The 18,555-nt window shown below is 39.4% G+C and carries 17 protein-coding genes; 5 read left to right on the top strand and 12 right to left on the bottom strand.

The genetic code is table 11. The annotated features are described in order from the left end of the window. Positions 1 to 380: 380 nt before the first annotated feature. The 3 genes from KCG35_RS04935 to KCG35_RS04925 are packed head-to-tail and all read left to right on the top strand — an operon-like array spanning position 381 to position 4,807. Entirely contained in the window at positions 381 to 1,064 is a 684-nt protein-coding gene (locus KCG35_RS04935) for an ABC transporter ATP-binding protein (protein WP_215818550.1), read from the top strand. Continuing rightward, on the top strand, positions 1,061 to 3,598 hold the full coding sequence (locus KCG35_RS04930) for an FtsX-like permease family protein (protein WP_215818549.1): 2,538 nt from the start codon (positions 1,061 to 1,063) through the stop codon (positions 3,596 to 3,598). The genes KCG35_RS04935 and KCG35_RS04930 overlap by 4 nt, the downstream gene beginning before the upstream one ends. A gap of 3 nt (positions 3,599 to 3,601) precedes the next feature. After that, positions 3,602 to 4,807 carry a lipocalin-like domain-containing protein gene (locus tag KCG35_RS04925; protein WP_215818548.1) on the top strand — a complete coding sequence of 402 codons (1,206 nt, stop codon included), beginning with the start codon at positions 3,602 to 3,604 and terminating at the stop codon, positions 4,805 to 4,807. A gap of 29 nt (positions 4,808 to 4,836) precedes the next feature. On the opposite strand, the gene KCG35_RS04920 is transcribed toward KCG35_RS04925, so the two are convergent. Further along, positions 4,837 to 5,331 carry a DUF2244 domain-containing protein gene (locus KCG35_RS04920; protein ID WP_215818547.1) on the bottom strand — a complete coding sequence of 165 codons (495 nt, stop codon included), beginning with the start codon at positions 5,329 to 5,331 and terminating at the stop codon, positions 4,837 to 4,839. Between the two features lie 198 nt (positions 5,332 to 5,529). Here KCG35_RS04920 and KCG35_RS04915 point away from each other — a divergent pair, with 198 nt between their 5' ends. Further along, positions 5,530 to 6,225, top strand: a complete 696-nt coding sequence (locus KCG35_RS04915) for an OmpA family protein (RefSeq protein WP_215818546.1) — start codon at positions 5,530 to 5,532, stop codon at positions 6,223 to 6,225. 66 nt (positions 6,226 to 6,291) lie between these two features. Here KCG35_RS04915 and KCG35_RS04910 read toward each other — a convergent pair whose 3' ends face one another. Then, a complete protein-coding gene (locus KCG35_RS04910) occupies positions 6,292 to 6,612 on the bottom strand; it encodes a hypothetical protein (RefSeq protein WP_215818545.1) in 321 nt (106 codons plus the stop codon). 445 nt (positions 6,613 to 7,057) lie between these two features. After that, a complete protein-coding gene (locus tag KCG35_RS04905) occupies positions 7,058 to 7,630 on the bottom strand; it encodes a DJ-1 family glyoxalase III (protein WP_215818544.1) in 573 nt (190 codons plus the stop codon). 189 nt (positions 7,631 to 7,819) lie between these two features. Here KCG35_RS04905 and KCG35_RS04900 point away from each other — a divergent pair, with 189 nt between their 5' ends. Beyond that, positions 7,820 to 8,743, top strand: a complete 924-nt coding sequence (locus KCG35_RS04900) for a DMT family transporter (protein WP_215818543.1) — start codon at positions 7,820 to 7,822, stop codon at positions 8,741 to 8,743. 49 nt (positions 8,744 to 8,792) lie between these two features. Here KCG35_RS04900 and KCG35_RS04895 read toward each other — a convergent pair whose 3' ends face one another. The 9 genes from KCG35_RS04895 to KCG35_RS04855 form a co-directional block, all read right to left on the bottom strand. Continuing rightward, positions 8,793 to 10,814 (bottom strand): polysaccharide biosynthesis protein, encoded by a 2,022-nt coding sequence (locus tag KCG35_RS04895; RefSeq protein WP_215818542.1) that lies wholly within the window; start codon positions 10,812 to 10,814, stop codon positions 8,793 to 8,795. A gap of 48 nt (positions 10,815 to 10,862) precedes the next feature. Continuing rightward, the gene (locus KCG35_RS04890) at positions 10,863 to 11,420 is read right to left on the bottom strand and encodes a sugar transferase (protein ID WP_230409008.1); all 558 of its coding nucleotides are present in this window, start codon (positions 11,418 to 11,420) and stop codon (positions 10,863 to 10,865) included. Then, positions 11,417 to 12,343, bottom strand: coding sequence for a UDP-glucose 4-epimerase family protein (locus KCG35_RS04885; RefSeq protein WP_215818541.1), 927 nt, complete (start codon positions 12,341 to 12,343; stop codon positions 11,417 to 11,419). Before KCG35_RS04885 ends, KCG35_RS04890 begins: the two co-directional genes overlap by 4 nt. Further along, positions 12,343 to 13,095 carry a glycosyltransferase family 2 protein gene (locus KCG35_RS04880; protein ID WP_215818540.1) on the bottom strand — a complete coding sequence of 251 codons (753 nt, stop codon included), beginning with the start codon at positions 13,093 to 13,095 and terminating at the stop codon, positions 12,343 to 12,345. The genes KCG35_RS04885 and KCG35_RS04880 overlap by 1 nt, the downstream gene beginning before the upstream one ends. Then, positions 13,096 to 14,064, bottom strand: a complete 969-nt coding sequence (gene fcl / locus KCG35_RS04875; protein ID WP_215818539.1) for a GDP-L-fucose synthase — start codon at positions 14,062 to 14,064, stop codon at positions 13,096 to 13,098. Between the two features lie 12 nt (positions 14,065 to 14,076). Continuing rightward, positions 14,077 to 15,195 (bottom strand): GDP-mannose 4,6-dehydratase, encoded by a 1,119-nt coding sequence (gene gmd, locus KCG35_RS04870; protein ID WP_215818538.1) that lies wholly within the window; start codon positions 15,193 to 15,195, stop codon positions 14,077 to 14,079. Between the two features lie 29 nt (positions 15,196 to 15,224). Next, a complete protein-coding gene (locus tag KCG35_RS04865) occupies positions 15,225 to 16,307 on the bottom strand; it encodes a glycosyltransferase (protein WP_215818537.1) in 1,083 nt (360 codons plus the stop codon). A gap of 71 nt (positions 16,308 to 16,378) precedes the next feature. Next, complete coding sequence (locus KCG35_RS04860; RefSeq protein WP_215818536.1) at positions 16,379 to 17,404, bottom strand: glycosyltransferase family 2 protein; 1,026 nt, start codon at positions 17,402 to 17,404, stop codon at positions 16,379 to 16,381. Between the two features lie 52 nt (positions 17,405 to 17,456). Then, positions 17,457 to 18,494, bottom strand: a complete 1,038-nt coding sequence (locus KCG35_RS04855) for a glycosyltransferase family 10 domain-containing protein (RefSeq protein ID WP_215818535.1) — start codon at positions 18,492 to 18,494, stop codon at positions 17,457 to 17,459. Positions 18,495 to 18,555 lie beyond the last annotated feature (61 nt).

Genomic DNA, 18,555 nt, shown 5'->3' with positions numbered 1-18,555 from the left:
TTTATAGTAAATTTGAATAAAAAACTGTAAAGCCAGCCACTAGCTGAACTTCCCAGCCTTACATACTAATAAACAGTTTGCATGAATAATTTACTGAAAACTCAGTATTTCCAACAAATCAATTAGAGCTCTAATGGTTAATCACCTTTGAGTGATATAAAAACTTAGAGACAATCATAAATCTAAGCTAAAAATAGCGCCTACGCATTCAGTCACCACAACCGAATGCAACGATAAATTCATAGTGGTGCTATGGCATTAACTCTCCTTTTTTAAGCTACGCTTTAAAACTATGGAGATTTCACCTGAGCTACATCATGCAACATGATGCGCGGTAAGTTTGATTAACACCTTGAGGTTAATGGAATAGCTTAATTCTCATGTCTGCACACTTACTCACACTCACCCATATCAACAAATCATTTGCAGAGCATCATCAGCAACATCCTTTACTCAAAGATTTATCCATCAGTGTGAATCAAGGTGAAGTCATTGCGCTGATAGGGGCAAGTGGTTCTGGCAAGAGCACCTTACTCAATATCATTGCGGGTATTGAGTTGCCTGATACAGGACGAGTTACTGTAGAGCAAACTGTTTTAAATCAACTGTCTGAGGCTGATAGGACTCGTTTTCGTCGGCAACAAGTTGGCTTTATCTTTCAGTTTTTCAACCTGCTACCCACTCTCTCTGTCAGAGAGAATATCCTGCTTCCATTACAGCTAAATCAGTTAACAACCGATCAGGCTTTTTTTGAGTTATTAGTTAACAGCACACAGATTGAGCAACTCTTGGACCGATATCCAGATGATTTATCAGGCGGTGAACAACAGCGTGTAGCACTTTGTCGCGCCTTGATTCACCAGCCACGCTTAGTGTTAGCCGATGAGCCAACGGGAAGTTTAGACAATGAAACAGCCGATCAGGTCTTTACCCTGTTACTTAATATCGCTCATCAGGAGCAGCAAACGCTCATTATCGCAACTCATAACCTACAACTAGCAAGCCAGACTGATCGCGTATGCCGTCTGGCTTCAGGCAAAATTACTGAGCAAACTTTGTCGTGAGTCGTCACTATTTACTGTTAAAAGCTATTAGTCTGGGTCACTTTTACCAACACCCATGGCAACTCATATTAATGTGGGCAGGGCTAACAGCCAGCGTCACTGTGGTAGTAGCTATTTATCTTGCAAGTTACAGTGCACACCAAAACTTCATCAGTGCCAGCAACCTGTTTATAGGCAAAGCAACACATCAAATCCGTGGACAACCATTGGTTGATGAACAACTTTATGTTGAGCTTAAACAACGCTTCAATGTACCCGCAACACCCCAACTTCAAGCAACTGTGTGGGATAGTTCCAAGCATCAAAGCTATCAGCTCCTTGCCACAGACTTACTCATTGATGATGTAATATCATCAACGCTAGGGCTATCTTTAACGACACTCAACATACCTTTGACGCAATTCATTTTTTCTGACATGCCTCCCAATGCATTGCTTCTTTCATCTGAATCAATTCCATCAATTAGTCAGCAAGTATCATCACAACAATTTAGTTATCAAAACACATCATTTCACTTAAATGTCACTCACTTACGTCCAAATCAGCCTCAACACAATCAAGGCACTTTAGGCGTTGACCTTCTGTTAATGGATATTGGTATTGGGCAACAAGTACTAAACATGCAAGGCCAGCTCACAGCCATCAACCTGGTGCTCACTCATGATAAACAAATAGATTTGCTAAAAGACTGGCTTCCCAAACCCTATGCTTTAGTTCCTGTCAATGACGAACGACAGGCTCTGGACAACCTGGCTAATGCTTTTCATTTAAACCTACATGCACTCAGCCTTCTTGCATTCATCATAGGTCTATTTTTAATGTTTAATGCACTACGCTTTAGCTTACAGCAGAGAGAGCGGCTCATATCTCAGTTGAGGAGCTTAGGTATCCCCAGCAAAGCAATTCAAATTTATTTACTTTGTGAAGTTTTCTTGATTGCAAGTGTTGCTAGTGCAACAGGCCTTTTACTCGGATGGCTATTGGCAAACCCTCTGTTGATCATGATTACCCAATCCATTAACCAATTTTACTACGCCCTTGCTCACACTAAACTTCAGTACTCAATTATTCAATTTTTATTAAGCTGGGCTTCTACGGTATTAATTGCTGTTGGCTGTAGCTGGTGGTCAATCACCCATATTGCCAAACGCCCCCCCCTTCAGTTAGTTCGCACCAGCCACCAGCTCGCTCATATTCATCAGCACTTATTTCCTTACTGGCAGCGCCTTGCTGCTACATGCTTAGTTGTTACTGTGAGTATGATTATGCTACCAACAGGCATTATGGGTGGTTTTATTGCCACAGCGACAGGGTTGCTTGGGTTTGCATTGTGCCTTCCACAATTAGTTACAGTGATAAGTAAATTTAATCGCCCCTCCAAAGCTTCCAACCAGCCTATTTTTATCAAAATGCTACTACGTGATAGCCAACGGCAGTTACACCATACCGCTTATGCATTGATGGCGCTTTTAATTGCAATTTCTGCGAGTGGCGGTATTAATCTAATGGTTTCAAGCTTTCATAGCGCTTTTCAACATTGGCTGCAGCAACGAGTGAGCGCCGATTTATATATTCGCTTAGCTGAGCACAGCCTGCCATCAACAAGACTCCAAGTACTTTACGAACAATTAGCTACAAATAAACAAATAGCTAGCCTGAGCACCTATATGAGTCAGCAAATACTTTGGCGAAACGAGCAGGTTAAAATCCAAAGTGGTCAGTGGAGTCAAAAGACTCAGGACAGCATGCTATTTCTGAGGAGACCTTCTCAGCTCATCTGGCATGACGTCATAACGAAAAACCATATTTTGATTAATGAGCCGCTTGCCAGACGGCATCAGCTAAAATGGGGGGATGAAATCAAGCTGGACTGGGCTGGACATACAGCAACATTCACAATTGCAGGTGTTTTTTATGACTATGGCAGCCCACAAGGCCAACTGTGGATGCAGCCTTTTGACTACCAGCGTTTTTTTCCTGAAATCAAAACAAAAGGAATTGCGCTATATCTAACGGCAGATACCAATGTTGACACATTTATACAAACCATAAATAAACAATGGCCACAACATACCTTTGTCATTACCCAACAACAGCAGATCATTGAGCGCGCTACACATATTTTCAAACAAACATTTGTAATCACTGATGTGCTTAACGGTATCGCTTTAGGTATTGCCCTATGTGCCATTACGGCTGCGTTAATGGCAACTCAATTAGCCCGATTGCCTGAAATGCGCTTACTGCATGCTCTAGGCTGCAATGGCTGGCTTAGAGCTGGTTTATTAATTGGCCAACCTATTTTCCTTGGTATAGTGACGGGTTTGTTTGCAATTCCTGCTACGTTGCTTCAAGGATGGCTACTCACCGAAGTGGTTAATGTTAGATCGTTTGGCTGGAGCATTCCTCTCACCCCCAACCTTGTATTAGTTGGCCAAATTTTAGGTTTGTCCCTCGCAGCCGCTGTACTTGGAAGTCTCTATCCTACTTGGAAAACACTCCATACACCCGCAAGACAGGCTGGCTGGGAGTAGAAGGTGAGGCAGCTAATCGCTAATATCAAACAGCTTTTTGTCCCCAATAGTTTGGCTTCAACTGTATTACTAACGACAGTGTGCTTGCTACTTTCTGGCTGCCAGCAGGAGTCTACTCAAAGTCATCCTGCCCCCACATTTAGCGTGCAGGATTTACTGCAAACAAGCTCAAATACTTTGAGTGTTTTTTATCCAAAAGTTACCTCACCCATTCCCCTTAAGTGGCCAGCTGACCACTATACTCACCCTGAGTACCGTTCTGAATGGTGGTATTTCACAGGACACATGACACCAGATTCAAACAGTACAGCTGAAATATCATCTACACCATTATCGCTTGGCTTTCAGTTCACCCTCTTTCGTCAGCGTGCTTTACCACCTATTAATAGCTCAGCAGTAAACAACGCATGGCAAAGACCCCAGATCTATATGGGACATCTCGCTATCTCTCATCATCAAGCAAGTATTCACCGAGCGGCACAGCGCTTTAGTCGTGAGGGTCCAGGTCTTGCCGGGTTAAACGATAATTCTAGCTTCTTACATGTACTAGACTGGAAAATTCAGCCGACTCCCAATAGTTGGTGGCCCGTTCGCATTAGTGCTCGTGATCAAAAGCAACAGATAGGCATAAACCTGCATCTATTCCCCCTCAAACCTATTACTTTGCAAGGTTCTTTAGGGTATAGCCAAAAAAGCAATAACCCAGACAATGCATCCATGTATTACTCCTATACAAGATTAAAAGCATGGGGATCGCTGTATTGGCAAAACCAAAACCTCCCTGTTAACGGGCAAGCGTGGTTTGATCATGAGTGGAGTAGCAGCTCACTGGATACAGGCCAAGTTGGCTGGAACTGGTTTGCTTTACAGTTAGATAATAACCATGAACTCATGCTTTATCAGATAAGAAATAAACAAGGAGGGATTCGCTGGGCTGATATTGCACTGATTAATGAAAATGGTACACGTCTTCCCATACAAACATCTGATGTAACGATTAACACACAACAACACTGGACAAGCAGCAAGACAGGTCGTCGATACCCTAGTCTGTGGCGAATTAAGATTTCTCGCTATGCAATAGACCTGGAAGTTAAGCCTACGATTAATGATCAGGAAATGAGACTGGCCCTATATTACTGGGAAGGGTCCGTTATGCTATCGGGATCACACAAAGGTAAAGGTTATGTAGAGCTTACAGGTTATTAAAGAATACCTCTCAACAGAAACACTATGTTTTACATTGCTTGTATATGAATCATTAACCCTTTAGCTTCTAAGTGATGCATAAGCTGCTGAAGGTCATCGTGATTCAAGAAAGCGCCCAATCTGACTTGCTGATCATGACAGCATAGCCAAACTTGACCTGTACTTCCTGGCTTTGAAGGTTGTATTGCAGTAACAAGTGCCCATGCTCGAGATACTTGTACTGAATGCTCTAATCGATATCGCCCAGACTCGACGCCTATAGTATCTCGATTAAAGTGAATATGCTGCCAACGACTCGCCTGCAATGAGGTAATATAAAGACCTATTCCTAGCGCAGCTAACTCAAATCCCACAAAAGGAACAACTAACCAGGCTCCCGACAAAACTAACACGACTGTCATCATTAAACTAAACAGCGCCACACAACCAAATAGCATGATATTTTGCTGCCAACTCATCGATTGGTTCGCTGTTAATGTCAGGGAGGCCTCTTGGCCTCCTGATCTGGGATGCACTGCAACCATAGCGATTCTTCTGAAAAAGTACTACTTAACTTTTATTCTCACTTATTCAAGCTTAGGCAAACCTCTGCAGTTTTTACAAATGCCATATTTCGTCAGAATTAATCTTAACAATTCCTTTTTCTTTACCTGGGTATGTCGCTTTGTAAGTTTTTAATAATACACATTATTCGTTTTCAAGCTTATTCAAGGATTACAGTGATGAAACAACAACTGCTTGCTTCAGCATTTTGTCTATTAATTAACTTACCGGTTTCTGCGCTTCATGCAGACGAACCTATCGCAGAAGTTGAAGATAAACTGTTAATGAGCAGTTCAGGAATGGTTATAGGTGGATTAGCTGCAGGTCCTTTTGGTGTGGTTTTAGGCGCAGCGGCTGGTGACTTTATCAGTGAACGTCTGGCATTAGCAGACCAAGCAGAACAAAATGCTCAAGCACTTTCAAAGGCAGAGCAAGAACTTCAATCATTGCGTACCCTGCTCAACCCAAATGAAACAATTACAGTGCCAGAAGACGCAGAATACCTCCAACTACCCGCCACAGATAAACTAGCAGTTGATATTCATTTTTTTACGGGAAAAAATGATATACCACAGCAGGAAATTGATAAAATTGGCTACCTGATTAATACATTAAATGCTAACCCTCAACTTGATATCCAACTAGAAGGTTTTGCAGATATACGCGGAAAGAATGATAGCAATTATCAACTATCACTGTCCCGAGTAAATGCCATTCACCAAATGCTTCTTGAATCAGGCATTGATGATCAACGCATAAATAGTATCGCCCATGGCAATAAACTGGCTCAGAATAGTTCAATCAGTGACCAGCAGGCACTTGATAGAAAAGTAAGAGTAACTTTTTTTGTCAGTGATGAGTGGTTAAATCAATAAGAGGGAAAATTATTTTCCCTCTTATTTTACAGCCAGAAATCCAGGGAAAGTGATATAAACAGCTGATTATGGAAGTAATGCTTTTGCTAAAATAATATTTACAATAACTACAACAAAATACAAAGTCCCTTTTCGATCATAAGGCAATGCAGCAAGAATGACAGATAAACCTGCTGCAAAGCCTAACATTAAGCTCATTGATAGCATATAAGATGATGATAAACTATGCAAAATGGCCACATACCCTTGCTCAGTTGTCACTGAAACATTAATGAGTAACAACATCATTTGTGTTATCAGAGAGCAAATCAAAGTTTGAACAAGTTTTTTTTGATAAGTCCAATCAAAGTGATCAACACCATGATGTGAAGAACTAAAAGAATTCATAGCTAACACCTCCTATTTTTCCCTCCCTTAACGTATAAACATAGTTCAATTGCAATAAATTTTATGTCCCTCGTCCTCAGAAGAGATCGCAATACTATTACGCTTACAAATAAAACGTTAAAAAAGTGATTAAAAAGGCTCATTTGTTAAGTATAAACAATACCTTTCAGAACTTTTTTTATTGTCTTTCTGCTCACGCAAGCACTTGCGATACCCTCTATACTGAAGGCATATATAATTAACTCATCTTATAGAAAAACGTTAAGAACGGAATTAACTGATAAGGAACAGGTAATACTGTTAGCCTGTAGTTTACCTTAATTAAGTATTACAAACCATCCGACACCACTTTCCAACACAACGGTAACTATTTGATATAATTATGAATTCCAGCTAAAAATATCTTATATGATGAAAAATCATATTATTATTTTAATTTAAACGTTTAGTTTAAAAGTACCATCGGTTGTCCCACTTGGCTTGCTTTCTTTTCACCCATTAGAATTTCAACCAATCTCAAAGCAAATGCCATTGCCGTTCCAGGCCCTTGACTAGTGATCAAAAAGTGATCCTCATCCACCACTACAGGCATGTCTGTAACCACTTGCTTAGCTTTAAGTTGTTGAAAAAATGCAGGATGACATGTGGCTTTCGCATCAGTGATCAAATCATGCGCCGAAAGCACAACAGCAGGAGCAGCACAAATTGCAGCAATCCAGCGCTCTGCCTTTTGCTGGCAAGTCAGCATTGATGTTAAGGTTGGACAGTCCCGCAAGTGTTCAGCACCAGGCATCCCACCAGGTAATACAATCAAATCAAATGAGTAATCAACACACTCATCAATATGGCTATCTGCAACTAACTTCACCCCACGAGAAGCCTTAATCTGAAGCTCCCGGGTCAACTGACAACTTGCAACAGATACATCAACTGCAGCACGACGTAATACATCAATCACAGTGACAGCCTCGATTTCTTCCGTACCATCAGCGATAGCAACTAAAGCCCGTTTGCTCATTCAGTGTTCCCCTTAGCCTTATCTATCTACAAAGTAAATTAACCCTTAGCGTTACTTCCACTTAATTATAAACAACAAGTGACCATTTGCTCACACGAAAGGCTATTCACATTAACTGTAATTTGACCTTAAAATCAGTGACACGGACCCGTAAGCCATATCCTACTTTAAAAAGGCCTTTATTGTTGTATGACTAAAAATCAACGTTTAGCGACGGGCTTAGCCCTAATAGCTGTTACACTGTGGGCTACCGTAGCCACTGCATTTAAATTATCACTTACATACTTTTCTCCACTTCAACTTGTATTTTTGTCATGCCTTAGCTGCATTGTTTGTCTTTCCACTATACTCCTCATCCAACGAAAATGCTTACTTGTTGTTCAGTTACTTAAACGACGTCCGCTGTATTACCTTATGCTTGGTTCATTAAACCCATTTGCTTATTATTTATTGCTTTTTGCTGGGTACAGTTTACTCCCTGCCCAGCAGGCTCAGCCGATAAATTATACCTGGGCTATCACATTAACCTTACTAGCAGTTCCTTTTTTAAAACAACGTCTCTATGTTGCTGATGCCGTTGCCATGGTTGTTTGTTATTTGGGCGTTATTGTTATTTGTACTCAAGGTAGCTTGATTGACTTCAATAACACTAACCCTCTTGGATTATGCTATATCTTAATCAGCACGCTTATCTGGTCACTTTACTGGATTATAAATACAAAACAGACTGCCGACCCAATTGCTAACTTACTTGCCTGTTTTATAGGGAGTTTACCTTTAACAATCATCACCACATTCTCTTTTGATGCCAAATTTAATCTGGCATGGCAAGGGATTGCAGGTACACTGTATATTGGCTTTTTTGAAATGGGCATTACCTATGTATTGTGGTTATTTGCACTTCGCTATGCCAAGCAAACAGCTAAAATCAGCAATTTAATTTTTCTTTCCCCATTTATGTCCCTATATTTTATTGCCACTATTCTGAATGAACCCATCCATAATTCAGTTTACAGTGGGCTGGCCCTCATTATTAGTGGAATTTTGATCCAACAACGTTTTTCCAGAACAACCCAACAACCTAATACCCTAAAACAAAAAAAGGCAGCGTAAGCTGCCTTTTAAAGTGTGTGTATTATTTATACTCTTTAAGTGCTGTATGCTATCCAACATTTTCCAAAACCACAGGGGCTGGGTCCTCCTGACCAATTTGGTACAAATAATCTACAATGGGTCCAGGCTGATAACCTAACACTAGCTTTTCCAACTGATCCCTGAATGCGGGTATGTCCCCCTCAACTAACTGCTTATTCAATGTTTTAAGGTAATGCGTTAACTCAAGCCAGCCGTACTTATGCTCATTCGCTTTCATTATCATTGAATGATCAGTAGGCCAGTTTTCATCACCAATTAGTAACTCTTCGTAAAGCTTTTCACCGGGACGTAGCCCTGTATAAACAATTTCGATATCACCTTCGGTATTACTCTCAGACTTAACTGTTAGCCCAGAAAGGTTAACCATTTTAATCGCTAAATCATTAATTTTAACTGGCTCCCCCATATCCAGTACAAAGACTTCTCCACCAGACCCCATAGCTCCAGCCTGGATAACTAATTGAGATGCTTCAGGGATCGTCATAAAGTAACGAGTAATCTCTGGATGTGTTACAGTAATTGGTCCTCCACCCGCCAACTGTTCTCTAAACCGGGGAATAACAGAGCCTGAGGAGCCAAGCACATTACCAAAACGAACCATCGTAAAACACGTCAAATTCTTATAAGGTGTTTTATACTGGCTATTGTCAATTATATCACTAATTACTACCTGCTTTTCATCAGCAAGCGCTTGCAGCACGAGTTCTGCCGCTCTTTTAGTGGCCCCCATGATATTGGTTGGACGTACTGCTTTATCAGTAGAAATCAATACAAAGTGATTAACTTGTCCTGCAATAGCTGCAAGTGCCGTATATGTTGTACCCAACACATTATTCCGAAAGCCCTCAATTGGATTATGTTCGACAATAGGCACATGTTTATAAGCAGCCGCATGATAAACTGTATCAATCTGATAACCAGAAAAAATACTCATCAAGCGGCATATATCCAGCACAGAGCCAAGCAAAGGCACAATAGACACTTGATCGCTTACAACCATTTCATGACGTTTTAACTCATCATGGATCGTATACAAGTTAAACTCAGAGTGCTCATAAAGAATAAGAAGTTCAGGCTTTTGGCTGATAATTTGCCGGCATAACTCAGCACCAATTGAACCTCCCGCCCCAGTAACAAGAACTACCTTCCCACGAATACATCGTGCTAATAATGTTTTATCAGGCTTAACAACATCTCGCCCCAACACATCAGCAACTTCAACTTCACGAATATCCTGAACTTTTACTTTGCCTTGTGCTAATTCAGTAACACTTGGAACTGTACGGACGTGCAAAGGATAGCCTTGTAAATTTTCCAAAATTTGCCTTTTTTCTGCACGCTTCAAAGTAGGCATTGCTAGTAAAATTTCTTGGACGCCCGCTTCATTAATCATCTGAATGATATGTTTAGGCGTATAAACCTTAAGTCCACCAATCATTCTATTAGCTATAGATCGATCATCATCCACAAAAGCGACTGGCTGCAACTGCCGACCACGCTCCAAAGCACCTAGTAACTCAAAGCCTGCCTGACCAGCTCCATAGATAGCAACTGGTGTCTTTTGCAACTTATACTTAGCATCTTCAACCACAGTACTGTGCAAATATGACCCTAACCATGAACGAATAAGCCAACGAAACCCACCAATAAACAGCAAGCTCAATGCCCAGTAGTTCAAGATAACAGAGCGAGGAACAAACACTTCATCCTTAGCCCAAAATACAGCCAGTGCAAGAATCAAAGAAGAAAGCGTTACTGCTTTAAAAATCGACAGGAATGCATCACGCCCCATATAGCGCAAGACGGCACGGTATAAGCCCATACGGATAAATACAGGTATTGCAATAAAAGGTGCTGAAACAAAGAGTATGTAATGATCTTGCTCAAATGGGTTGATTATTTGATCAGTTCCCAACCGTATAAAAAAAGCTAACCATAAGGATAACCATGTCATTAAAACATCAGCAATAAGACCAATTATACGTTTAAGTCGTCGAGGTAAGCTTAGTAATAGCTTTTTAATATTCATAAAATAGAAACTTTAACATAACTGTAAGCATAAAATAATTCATACAGTTTAATGGCCCCTCACTCGGTCTCCTGACCCTTTACCCAAAACAGTCAAAGCGATATAACTAAAGTAGTTTCTAAGATTCATCGTCTTTAGCATTTTCGCATCAGTTCTTGCCAATAGCTGAGGAGTAGACATATCAATCCCTTCAATTTGTGCTAGCCCTGTTATACCAGGTCTAGCATTATAAACCCCTTGTCTTTCACGCTCTTGAATCAATTCTTCCTGATTAAAAAGCGAGGGACGAGGACCAACTAAACTCATTTCACCTTTTAATACATTCCATAATTGAGGTAACTCATCCAGCTTTGTACGACGAAGGAAATGACCTAGTGGTGTAATGGCTGAGGCATCAGCCAAATGTGAGGCTACAGATTGAGTTTCTATTCGCATGGTGCGAAACTTGACTAAAATAAAAGATCTTTGATGACGACCTACACGCTCTTGCTTAAATAGAGGTGAACGTGTATCAACCCAACCTAAAACCATAACAACAATCAGCACAGGTGAAAGTGTAATCAAACCTATTAAAGAAAAGATAACATCAAGCAATCGCTTTATCATAGATTCAAGTACCATTCTGCTGTTTTCCGCAAGCCTTCATCAACAGTGACAGATGGAGACCACCCCAGTAGTTGTTTGGTTTTGGAAATATCAACTTGCAAATTTCCAAATAGTCTCTGAGCAACTTCTTTTTTTCCTACAAGCTGAGCAGTTAAACGAAGAAACTGGACAGGAATAGGGACTAGCCGTGCGGGTCGATTTAAAGCTAAACTCAACTTTTGAAGTAACTCAGTTGTAGAGAGATCTTCATCATCACTAACAAGAAAAGTCTGGTTTACTGCAGAAGGGTGATCTATGCAAGTTCTAACTAGATCAATAAGGTTATAAATACTCACCAGGCTGCGTTTATTTTGAACTGAGCCAAAAGGGAGTGGTAAGCCTCTATCTATAAAATGCATTAAGGATAAAAAATTTCCTTTTACACCTGGACCATAAACTAAAGGCGGGCGAATACAAACGACCTGCATACCTGTGTTCTGTGCTATTTCAAAAAGACCTTGTTCAGCGTTCCATTTCGAGTTGGCATAAGAGTCTTCTGGAGCAGGGCAATTATCAGGTCTAAAACTACATCCTCGTAATGTTTGCTGACCATTAACCTTAATTGTGCTGAGAAATATAAAGCGGCGCACTCCAATATCAGCAGCATGACAAGCCAGGTCCAACGTGGTTTTGATATTGGAAGTTTTGAAGGCTAAATGCTGACTCTTTTCCGTCTTGATAAAGTGGGAGCAGCCAGCTAAGTGAACAACAGTATCACAGCTAGTCAAGGCATTTTTCCAAGAAAACTCATCATTAACAATACGTTCATTTGGTATATGACAAGGCCTTCGTACTGTTGGCACTACATTATAACCCAGAAAAGATAAGTATGGGCACAAAGAACGTCCTATGAAGCCATTAGCTCCAGAAACTAAAATATTCACTAATAGATTATTTCCAAAAACTTCAAGGGATATTTAGAGAGTATTTTTAAAATATTGGTACTTAGGCCGTTATCACGGCAAGCACGAAGGACTTCCTGATTGAGTTGGATCTTGGAGCGCAATCCCTTAGTACTTACTCCACCGGTTTGCATATTAACAAGTACTTCAGGTATATGTAAGTATTGCAAGGCATACCCATGGAATATACGAACAATAAATTCAAAGTCCCCTGCTATATGGTAATCTGTCTTAAATCGGCCAACTCTTTGAATAATTCGTTTACTCAGGAACAAGGCAGGATGAGCAGGCATCCAGCCCCAACTTAGTTTTTCAGGAGTAAAGCGATCTGAACGATATCGCCGTACTACTTGAGTTGGATTTTTATGATGAAAAAAAACAACATCTCCCATTAAGACATCAAGTCCACCTTTTTGAAAATAAGAGCTTACCAAGCTAAGCACATTTAGTTTTGCGTATAAATCATCGGCATTCAAAAAACAAATAATATCACCACTGGCAAAGTCCAGCCCTTTATTCATGGCATCATAGATCCCTTTATCTGGCTCACTGATAACCTTCGAGATCCTTTCTCTATATTCAAAAATAATTTCCATTGTATTATCTGTAGAAGCACCATCGACGATAATATACTCGATATCACAGTAGTTTTGCTTAAGAACAGATTCAATTGTTCGTCGAATAGTAGCACTACTATTAAAACACACAGTGATAATTGATATCTTAAGACACATTTATAGCCTCACAGTAAGTACATTCTTGACATACCATTCATACGTACGTCGAATGCCATCTTCCAAGCAAATCTGCGAAGACCAGCCCAAAGAATTAACCAGAGAAGTATCCAACAATTTACGCGGTGTTCCATCAGGCTTTGTTGAGTCAAATATCAACTTTCCATGAAAACCTGTAACTTTGGCTACCGTTTCGGCTAGCTCCTGAATAGTGCAGTCAATACCAGAGCCTATATTAATATGGCTTTGCATTAAACTAGTATTTACCTGATATGTATCCAGAGGTAATTCCATAATATGAACACAAGCTGAAGCCATATCACTTACATATAAAAACTCTCGTTTTGGCTTTCCACTACCCCAAATAACTACCTCAGCATCATTGCGTTGAGTTGCTTCGTGAAAACGCCTAATTAAAGCAGGTATCACGTGACTATTTTCAGAATGAAAATTGTCATTTGGACCATAAAGATTTGTAGGCATAACACTACGATAATCTCGACCATACTGCCGATTATAGCTTTCACACAACTTGATTCCAGCAATCTTGGCTATTGCATACGGTTCGTTTGTAGACTCCAGTAAGCCAGTCAACAGCGCTTTCTCTTGTATGGGTTGGTCAGCGTGCTTGGGATAGATACAACTGGACCCTAAAAATAGCAGCTTTTGAACATCCGATTTGTGTGCCGAGTGAATAATATTAGCTTCAATTATTAAGTTTTCATATATAAATTCTGCAGGATAAGTGTTGTTGGCATGAATCCCGCCAACCTTAGCAGCAGCTAGGTACACTTGGTCAATCTTATTATGCTGGAAAAATGAAAATACAGCCTCCTGACTTAAAAGGTCTAACTCACCACGATCAGCAGTAATGATATTGTTACAACCTAAAGTTTGCAAATTGCGAACAATTGCTGATCCCACCATGCCCCGATGTCCAGCTACAAATATATTTTTGCTATAACCCATTAACAGTTATCCTCACTTCTCAACTGAGACGGGTACATCATGCCCGTTAGCTTTCAGGAATGCATGACGCTGTGCTACTTTTAGATCCTCAGCTATCATTTCTGCACACATTTGCTGTACCGAAATCTCAGGTATCCAACCTAATTCCTGCTTCGCTTTTTCTGGATCACCCAAGAGTGTTTCTACCTCTGCAGGTCGGAAGTAGCGAGGATCAACCCGGATAATTACATCACCTACCTTTATTCCTGGTGCTTTTTCACCACAAACATTCGTAACTATTCCACGTTCGTTTAAACCCTGACCTTCAAAGAGCAAACTAATCCCAAGCTCATTTGCCGACCATTCGATAAACTGACGAACAGAATGTTGTTCACCAGTTGCAATAACAAAATCTTCTGGCTGGTCTTGTTGCAGCATCATCCACTGCATTCTCACATAATCTTTAGCATGCCCCCAGTCCCGTAAAGCATTCATGTTTCCCATGTATAAGCATTTTTCTAACCCTTGAGCGATGTTCGCGAGGCCACGAGTAATCTTTCGGGTAACAAACGTTTCTCCTCGGCGGGGACTTTCATGATTAAATAGAATTCCATTACAAGCATATATTCCATAAGCTTCACGATAATTCACAGTGATCCAATATGAGTAAAGTTTGGCTACAGCATAAGGACTACGCGGATAAAAAGGTGTTGTTTCTTTTTGTGGAATCTCTTGCACAAGGCCAAATAGTTCTGATGTAGATGCTTGATAAAAACGAGTTTTCTTTTCGAGACCCAAGATACGTATTGCTTCTAAAATTCGTAATGAGCCAATAGCATCCACATCAGCTGTGTATTCCGGACTTTCAAAACTAACAGCTACATGACTTTGTGCTCCTAGATTATAAATTTCATCTGGCTGTACTTCTTGGATGATGCGAGTGAGACTTGAAGAATCAGTTAGGTCTCCGTAATGTAAAACGAAACGACGATCGATAAGGTGAGGGTCTTCATAAATGTGATCTATGCGTTGTGTATTAAAAAGTGAAGCTCGGCGCTTAATGCCATGTACTTCGTAATCTTTTCCTAACAAAAATTCAGCGAGGTATGAACCATCTTGGCCAGTAACCCCTGTTATCAAAGCTTTTTTCATTCAGTTAACTCAATTTTTTTAAAAAGTAATCATTCATTAAAGCAAATTTCCAGCATTTTTCTTGCTACTGTTGCCCAATCTTTAGGGATAGTATTAAGACGATTTTCCCATTGTGGCCACCACCCCTCAGCCAGTCGTGACTGTAACAGAAGCAGTGCTTTGTAAAGTGTATCTGGAGAGTCTGGATCAAAGTAAATCGCCATATCCCCACAAAGAGTACGAGCATAAGGTAAATCTGGACAAACAATTGGTAATCCTACAAACATTGCTTCCACTAGTGGAAACCCATAGCTCTCATCCTTTGACAAGAAGAGTAAAGCATCAGTTTGCCCATATGCTTCAAGCATTTTTTCCTCTGAAAGGAATCCAAGACATTTGATCCAAGGTAAATTAGGTGCCGGATTAAGTGCTTCCTCTAACGTAAGATCTAACTGCTCAACCGGCCAATCAACTCGTGGATCTAATAAAGAAAGTAAAGTATGATTTTTGTGCGGGTAGCTAGCCGCAGGATAAATCAATCTAAGACGATTACTATCTCGACTCATATGCCCTATACGCTTTAAGTTACTATCTAATAACCAAGTTGGTACTGGTTGTGCAACCACATACACTTTACCTGCTATTTCTGGATAACTTTGCTCTAATGCATTCAGCATTACGTCAGTCTGAACAATGAATGCATGGACTCGATTCATATTAAACCGGAAAAGAATTCTTGAAACCCAGTATTTGAGATCCTCCCATTTGAGCTGAATATTTGATGGTTTTATCAGGTTTGGAGTTTGTACGAACACCACTTGTTTTGCTTTACAGCAAAGTGGTAGATCACCCAAAACCAATAATGGAGAACTACCATTAAAATGTGTCGCTAAAATCAAACATTCAAGTATGCGGGATAAAGAGTTGGGCAGCCATCGATGGTAAACATCGATTAAAGCTGAAGTATGAGGACTGCAATACGCAGAAAGTTCTCCTTTATCTGGTAAATAAACTTGCTCTACAACAGTAGATCTACTGCTTTCTATTTCTGGAAGTAGAGATTGCAAAAGCCTTGTTGCACCCACACCTGTAACATTAGTTAAGTGGATTCGAATCATCTTTTTAGAAAGCATCGGACTAGTTTTGCTCACATACATCTTATTGGTTAATCCAATTAAGAGCTAATTCAGATAGTAATGACACGTTAGTGCATATTTACATTTGTAATTAGCCTAGATATTTTCATCTGTACTCTATAAAAAAGAAAGGCAGCCTTTAGGATTGATGGAGCATATGAGACACTTAATAATTTCAGAATGCTTTCACTATAACCAAAACTATCTATCAACTCTCGCCGTATATCGTTCCACTTTAGTTGGGACGCAGTGTGCATCCTAAGGTATCCGATATTTTTGTATGGGTGATGCCTGCGAAAAGCTCCTGTGAAAACCTCAATTAGTTCTAAGTCAGATTTAAAAAAATCATTAATAATCATCTTAAATCCGACTATGTCAATAAGGTACCTTTCAGTGATTTTTCCTTTCCCCCCAAAACTATCATTCCCTGAACGCCACATGACGAGCGGTTTAGATATGTAGTATAAAGAAGCACCTTCAAAGACAATGCTATATAGAATAAACATATGAGAGTATAAGGTTCCAGTATATTTATCATCGTATGCTATAGCATCCCACCTCTTTTTAGATACTATGATTGACGATAAATAACCAAAAAGAGCACTATGTGATTGAGCAATGCTAAAATACTCTATTAATTCACACCGATTGGATAAATTGAATACTCTATCAGAGACTCCTTCTCCTAAAAGGTAGTGAACACTGTACGGTTTCATTACTAAATCACATAGATACTCTGAACACAATAAAATATCTGTACTATATGTATCAAGTAGTTCTAAGACTTTACAAATTGCTCCATTACATATCCAGTCATCACTGCCCAAAAACCAAATGTACTCACCATCTGCTAGCTCAGCAGCTTTCAGATAATTTTTATCCGCCCCCATATTTTCTGTCCATTTAAAATATTTGATTGACACTCCCTTATCTAAATAACTAGCAACTATATCTTCTGTATAATCAGTGGAGGCATTATCAGAAATAACAACCTGTATTAAAGGATCGTTTTGATTGAGAATTTTTTCCAACGTATCACCGATGTATTGACCTCGATTATATGTTGGTATGCAAATCGATAATTTTGGATTCATTCTAGTTTATGACCAAATAAAGTAAAGATCGATGTTTACGAAACATTAATTATCAAATGCAGAGTTTTCCAACCAATACATTAATAATAGTGTCACAAAAAAAATCTGTTTTGAATAACTTAGAACTATCTGAATTAAAAAATTCTAAGACACTTTCCAAGTAACTTTGATACTCTAAGTAATTCATATTAGATAAAAAAGAATGAAGGCTAGGAAAATCTGAAAAATTTCTATAATCAATATAACACGAACTAGGAATTAGTTTCTCGATGTTTGGAGCCCCTAAGTAAACAGGGACAGTACAAGAAAAAAAAGCATCAAATAACTTTTCAGACACATAGCCTGTCTGACCAGATGAATTCTCAAGACAGATTTGAAACTTATATTCGCTAGCTGTTTTTATTTTATTATCAGTTTCCCCTTTATAACACTTATTAAACTTTGAAAAAATTGGATGAATCATTTCAAGCTTATTATATATTTTGTGCCATAAATTATCAGGTGGCACTATCTTCCCCCATCCTATACCATAAAGATCGAAATTATCTGGAAAGTTTTCCGCATACCAGTTGATTATACTACGACGAAGAGAATAATTTTCACCTGGCCGATTTAAGTAATTATTACCTGCAACCATGCATACTAATTTTCGTGCAAACAAATCTCCTGAAGGGCAATTGAACTGACTAAAGTCAAAACTATATGCCACCTTGAAATACTTAGTTGAGTCAACTAATGAGTCATCGTAAGTAAAGATTGCACTAAAAATTTTATGCATATCCCGATTATGGTTATTTTTATTTATTAAATCACTTTCCCAAACTAAGAGAAAAATAGGCTTCCCAGACTTTATTGCCGCTTGTAATAATGGGTCAAAGTAGTCAGGACAATCAACAAAGATAAATGCATCAATGCCATGTAGATCACTTATTTCAGATGAAATAAGCTCTATACCTCTTGTTGATGCTGAAATCTTGAGCTGATACATCTGTTTTAAAAAGTCTTTAACAGATACGTGCCCTACCCCCCTGAGCATATTTGAATTTTTGTTTAACACTGGATAGTTACTATGCACCAAAATCTTTTTCATTAATTTTACTCAAAATTCTTAATACTACCAGACTAATTTTGATTTTTATTAATCACCTTCA

This window comes from Zooshikella harenae (assembly GCF_018837975.1).
Taxonomy (GTDB): domain Bacteria; phylum Pseudomonadota; class Gammaproteobacteria; order Pseudomonadales; family Zooshikellaceae; genus Zooshikella; species Zooshikella harenae.
Note: the sequence above shows the minus strand (reverse complement) of the source record. Positions and strands in the feature narration are given on the sequence as shown.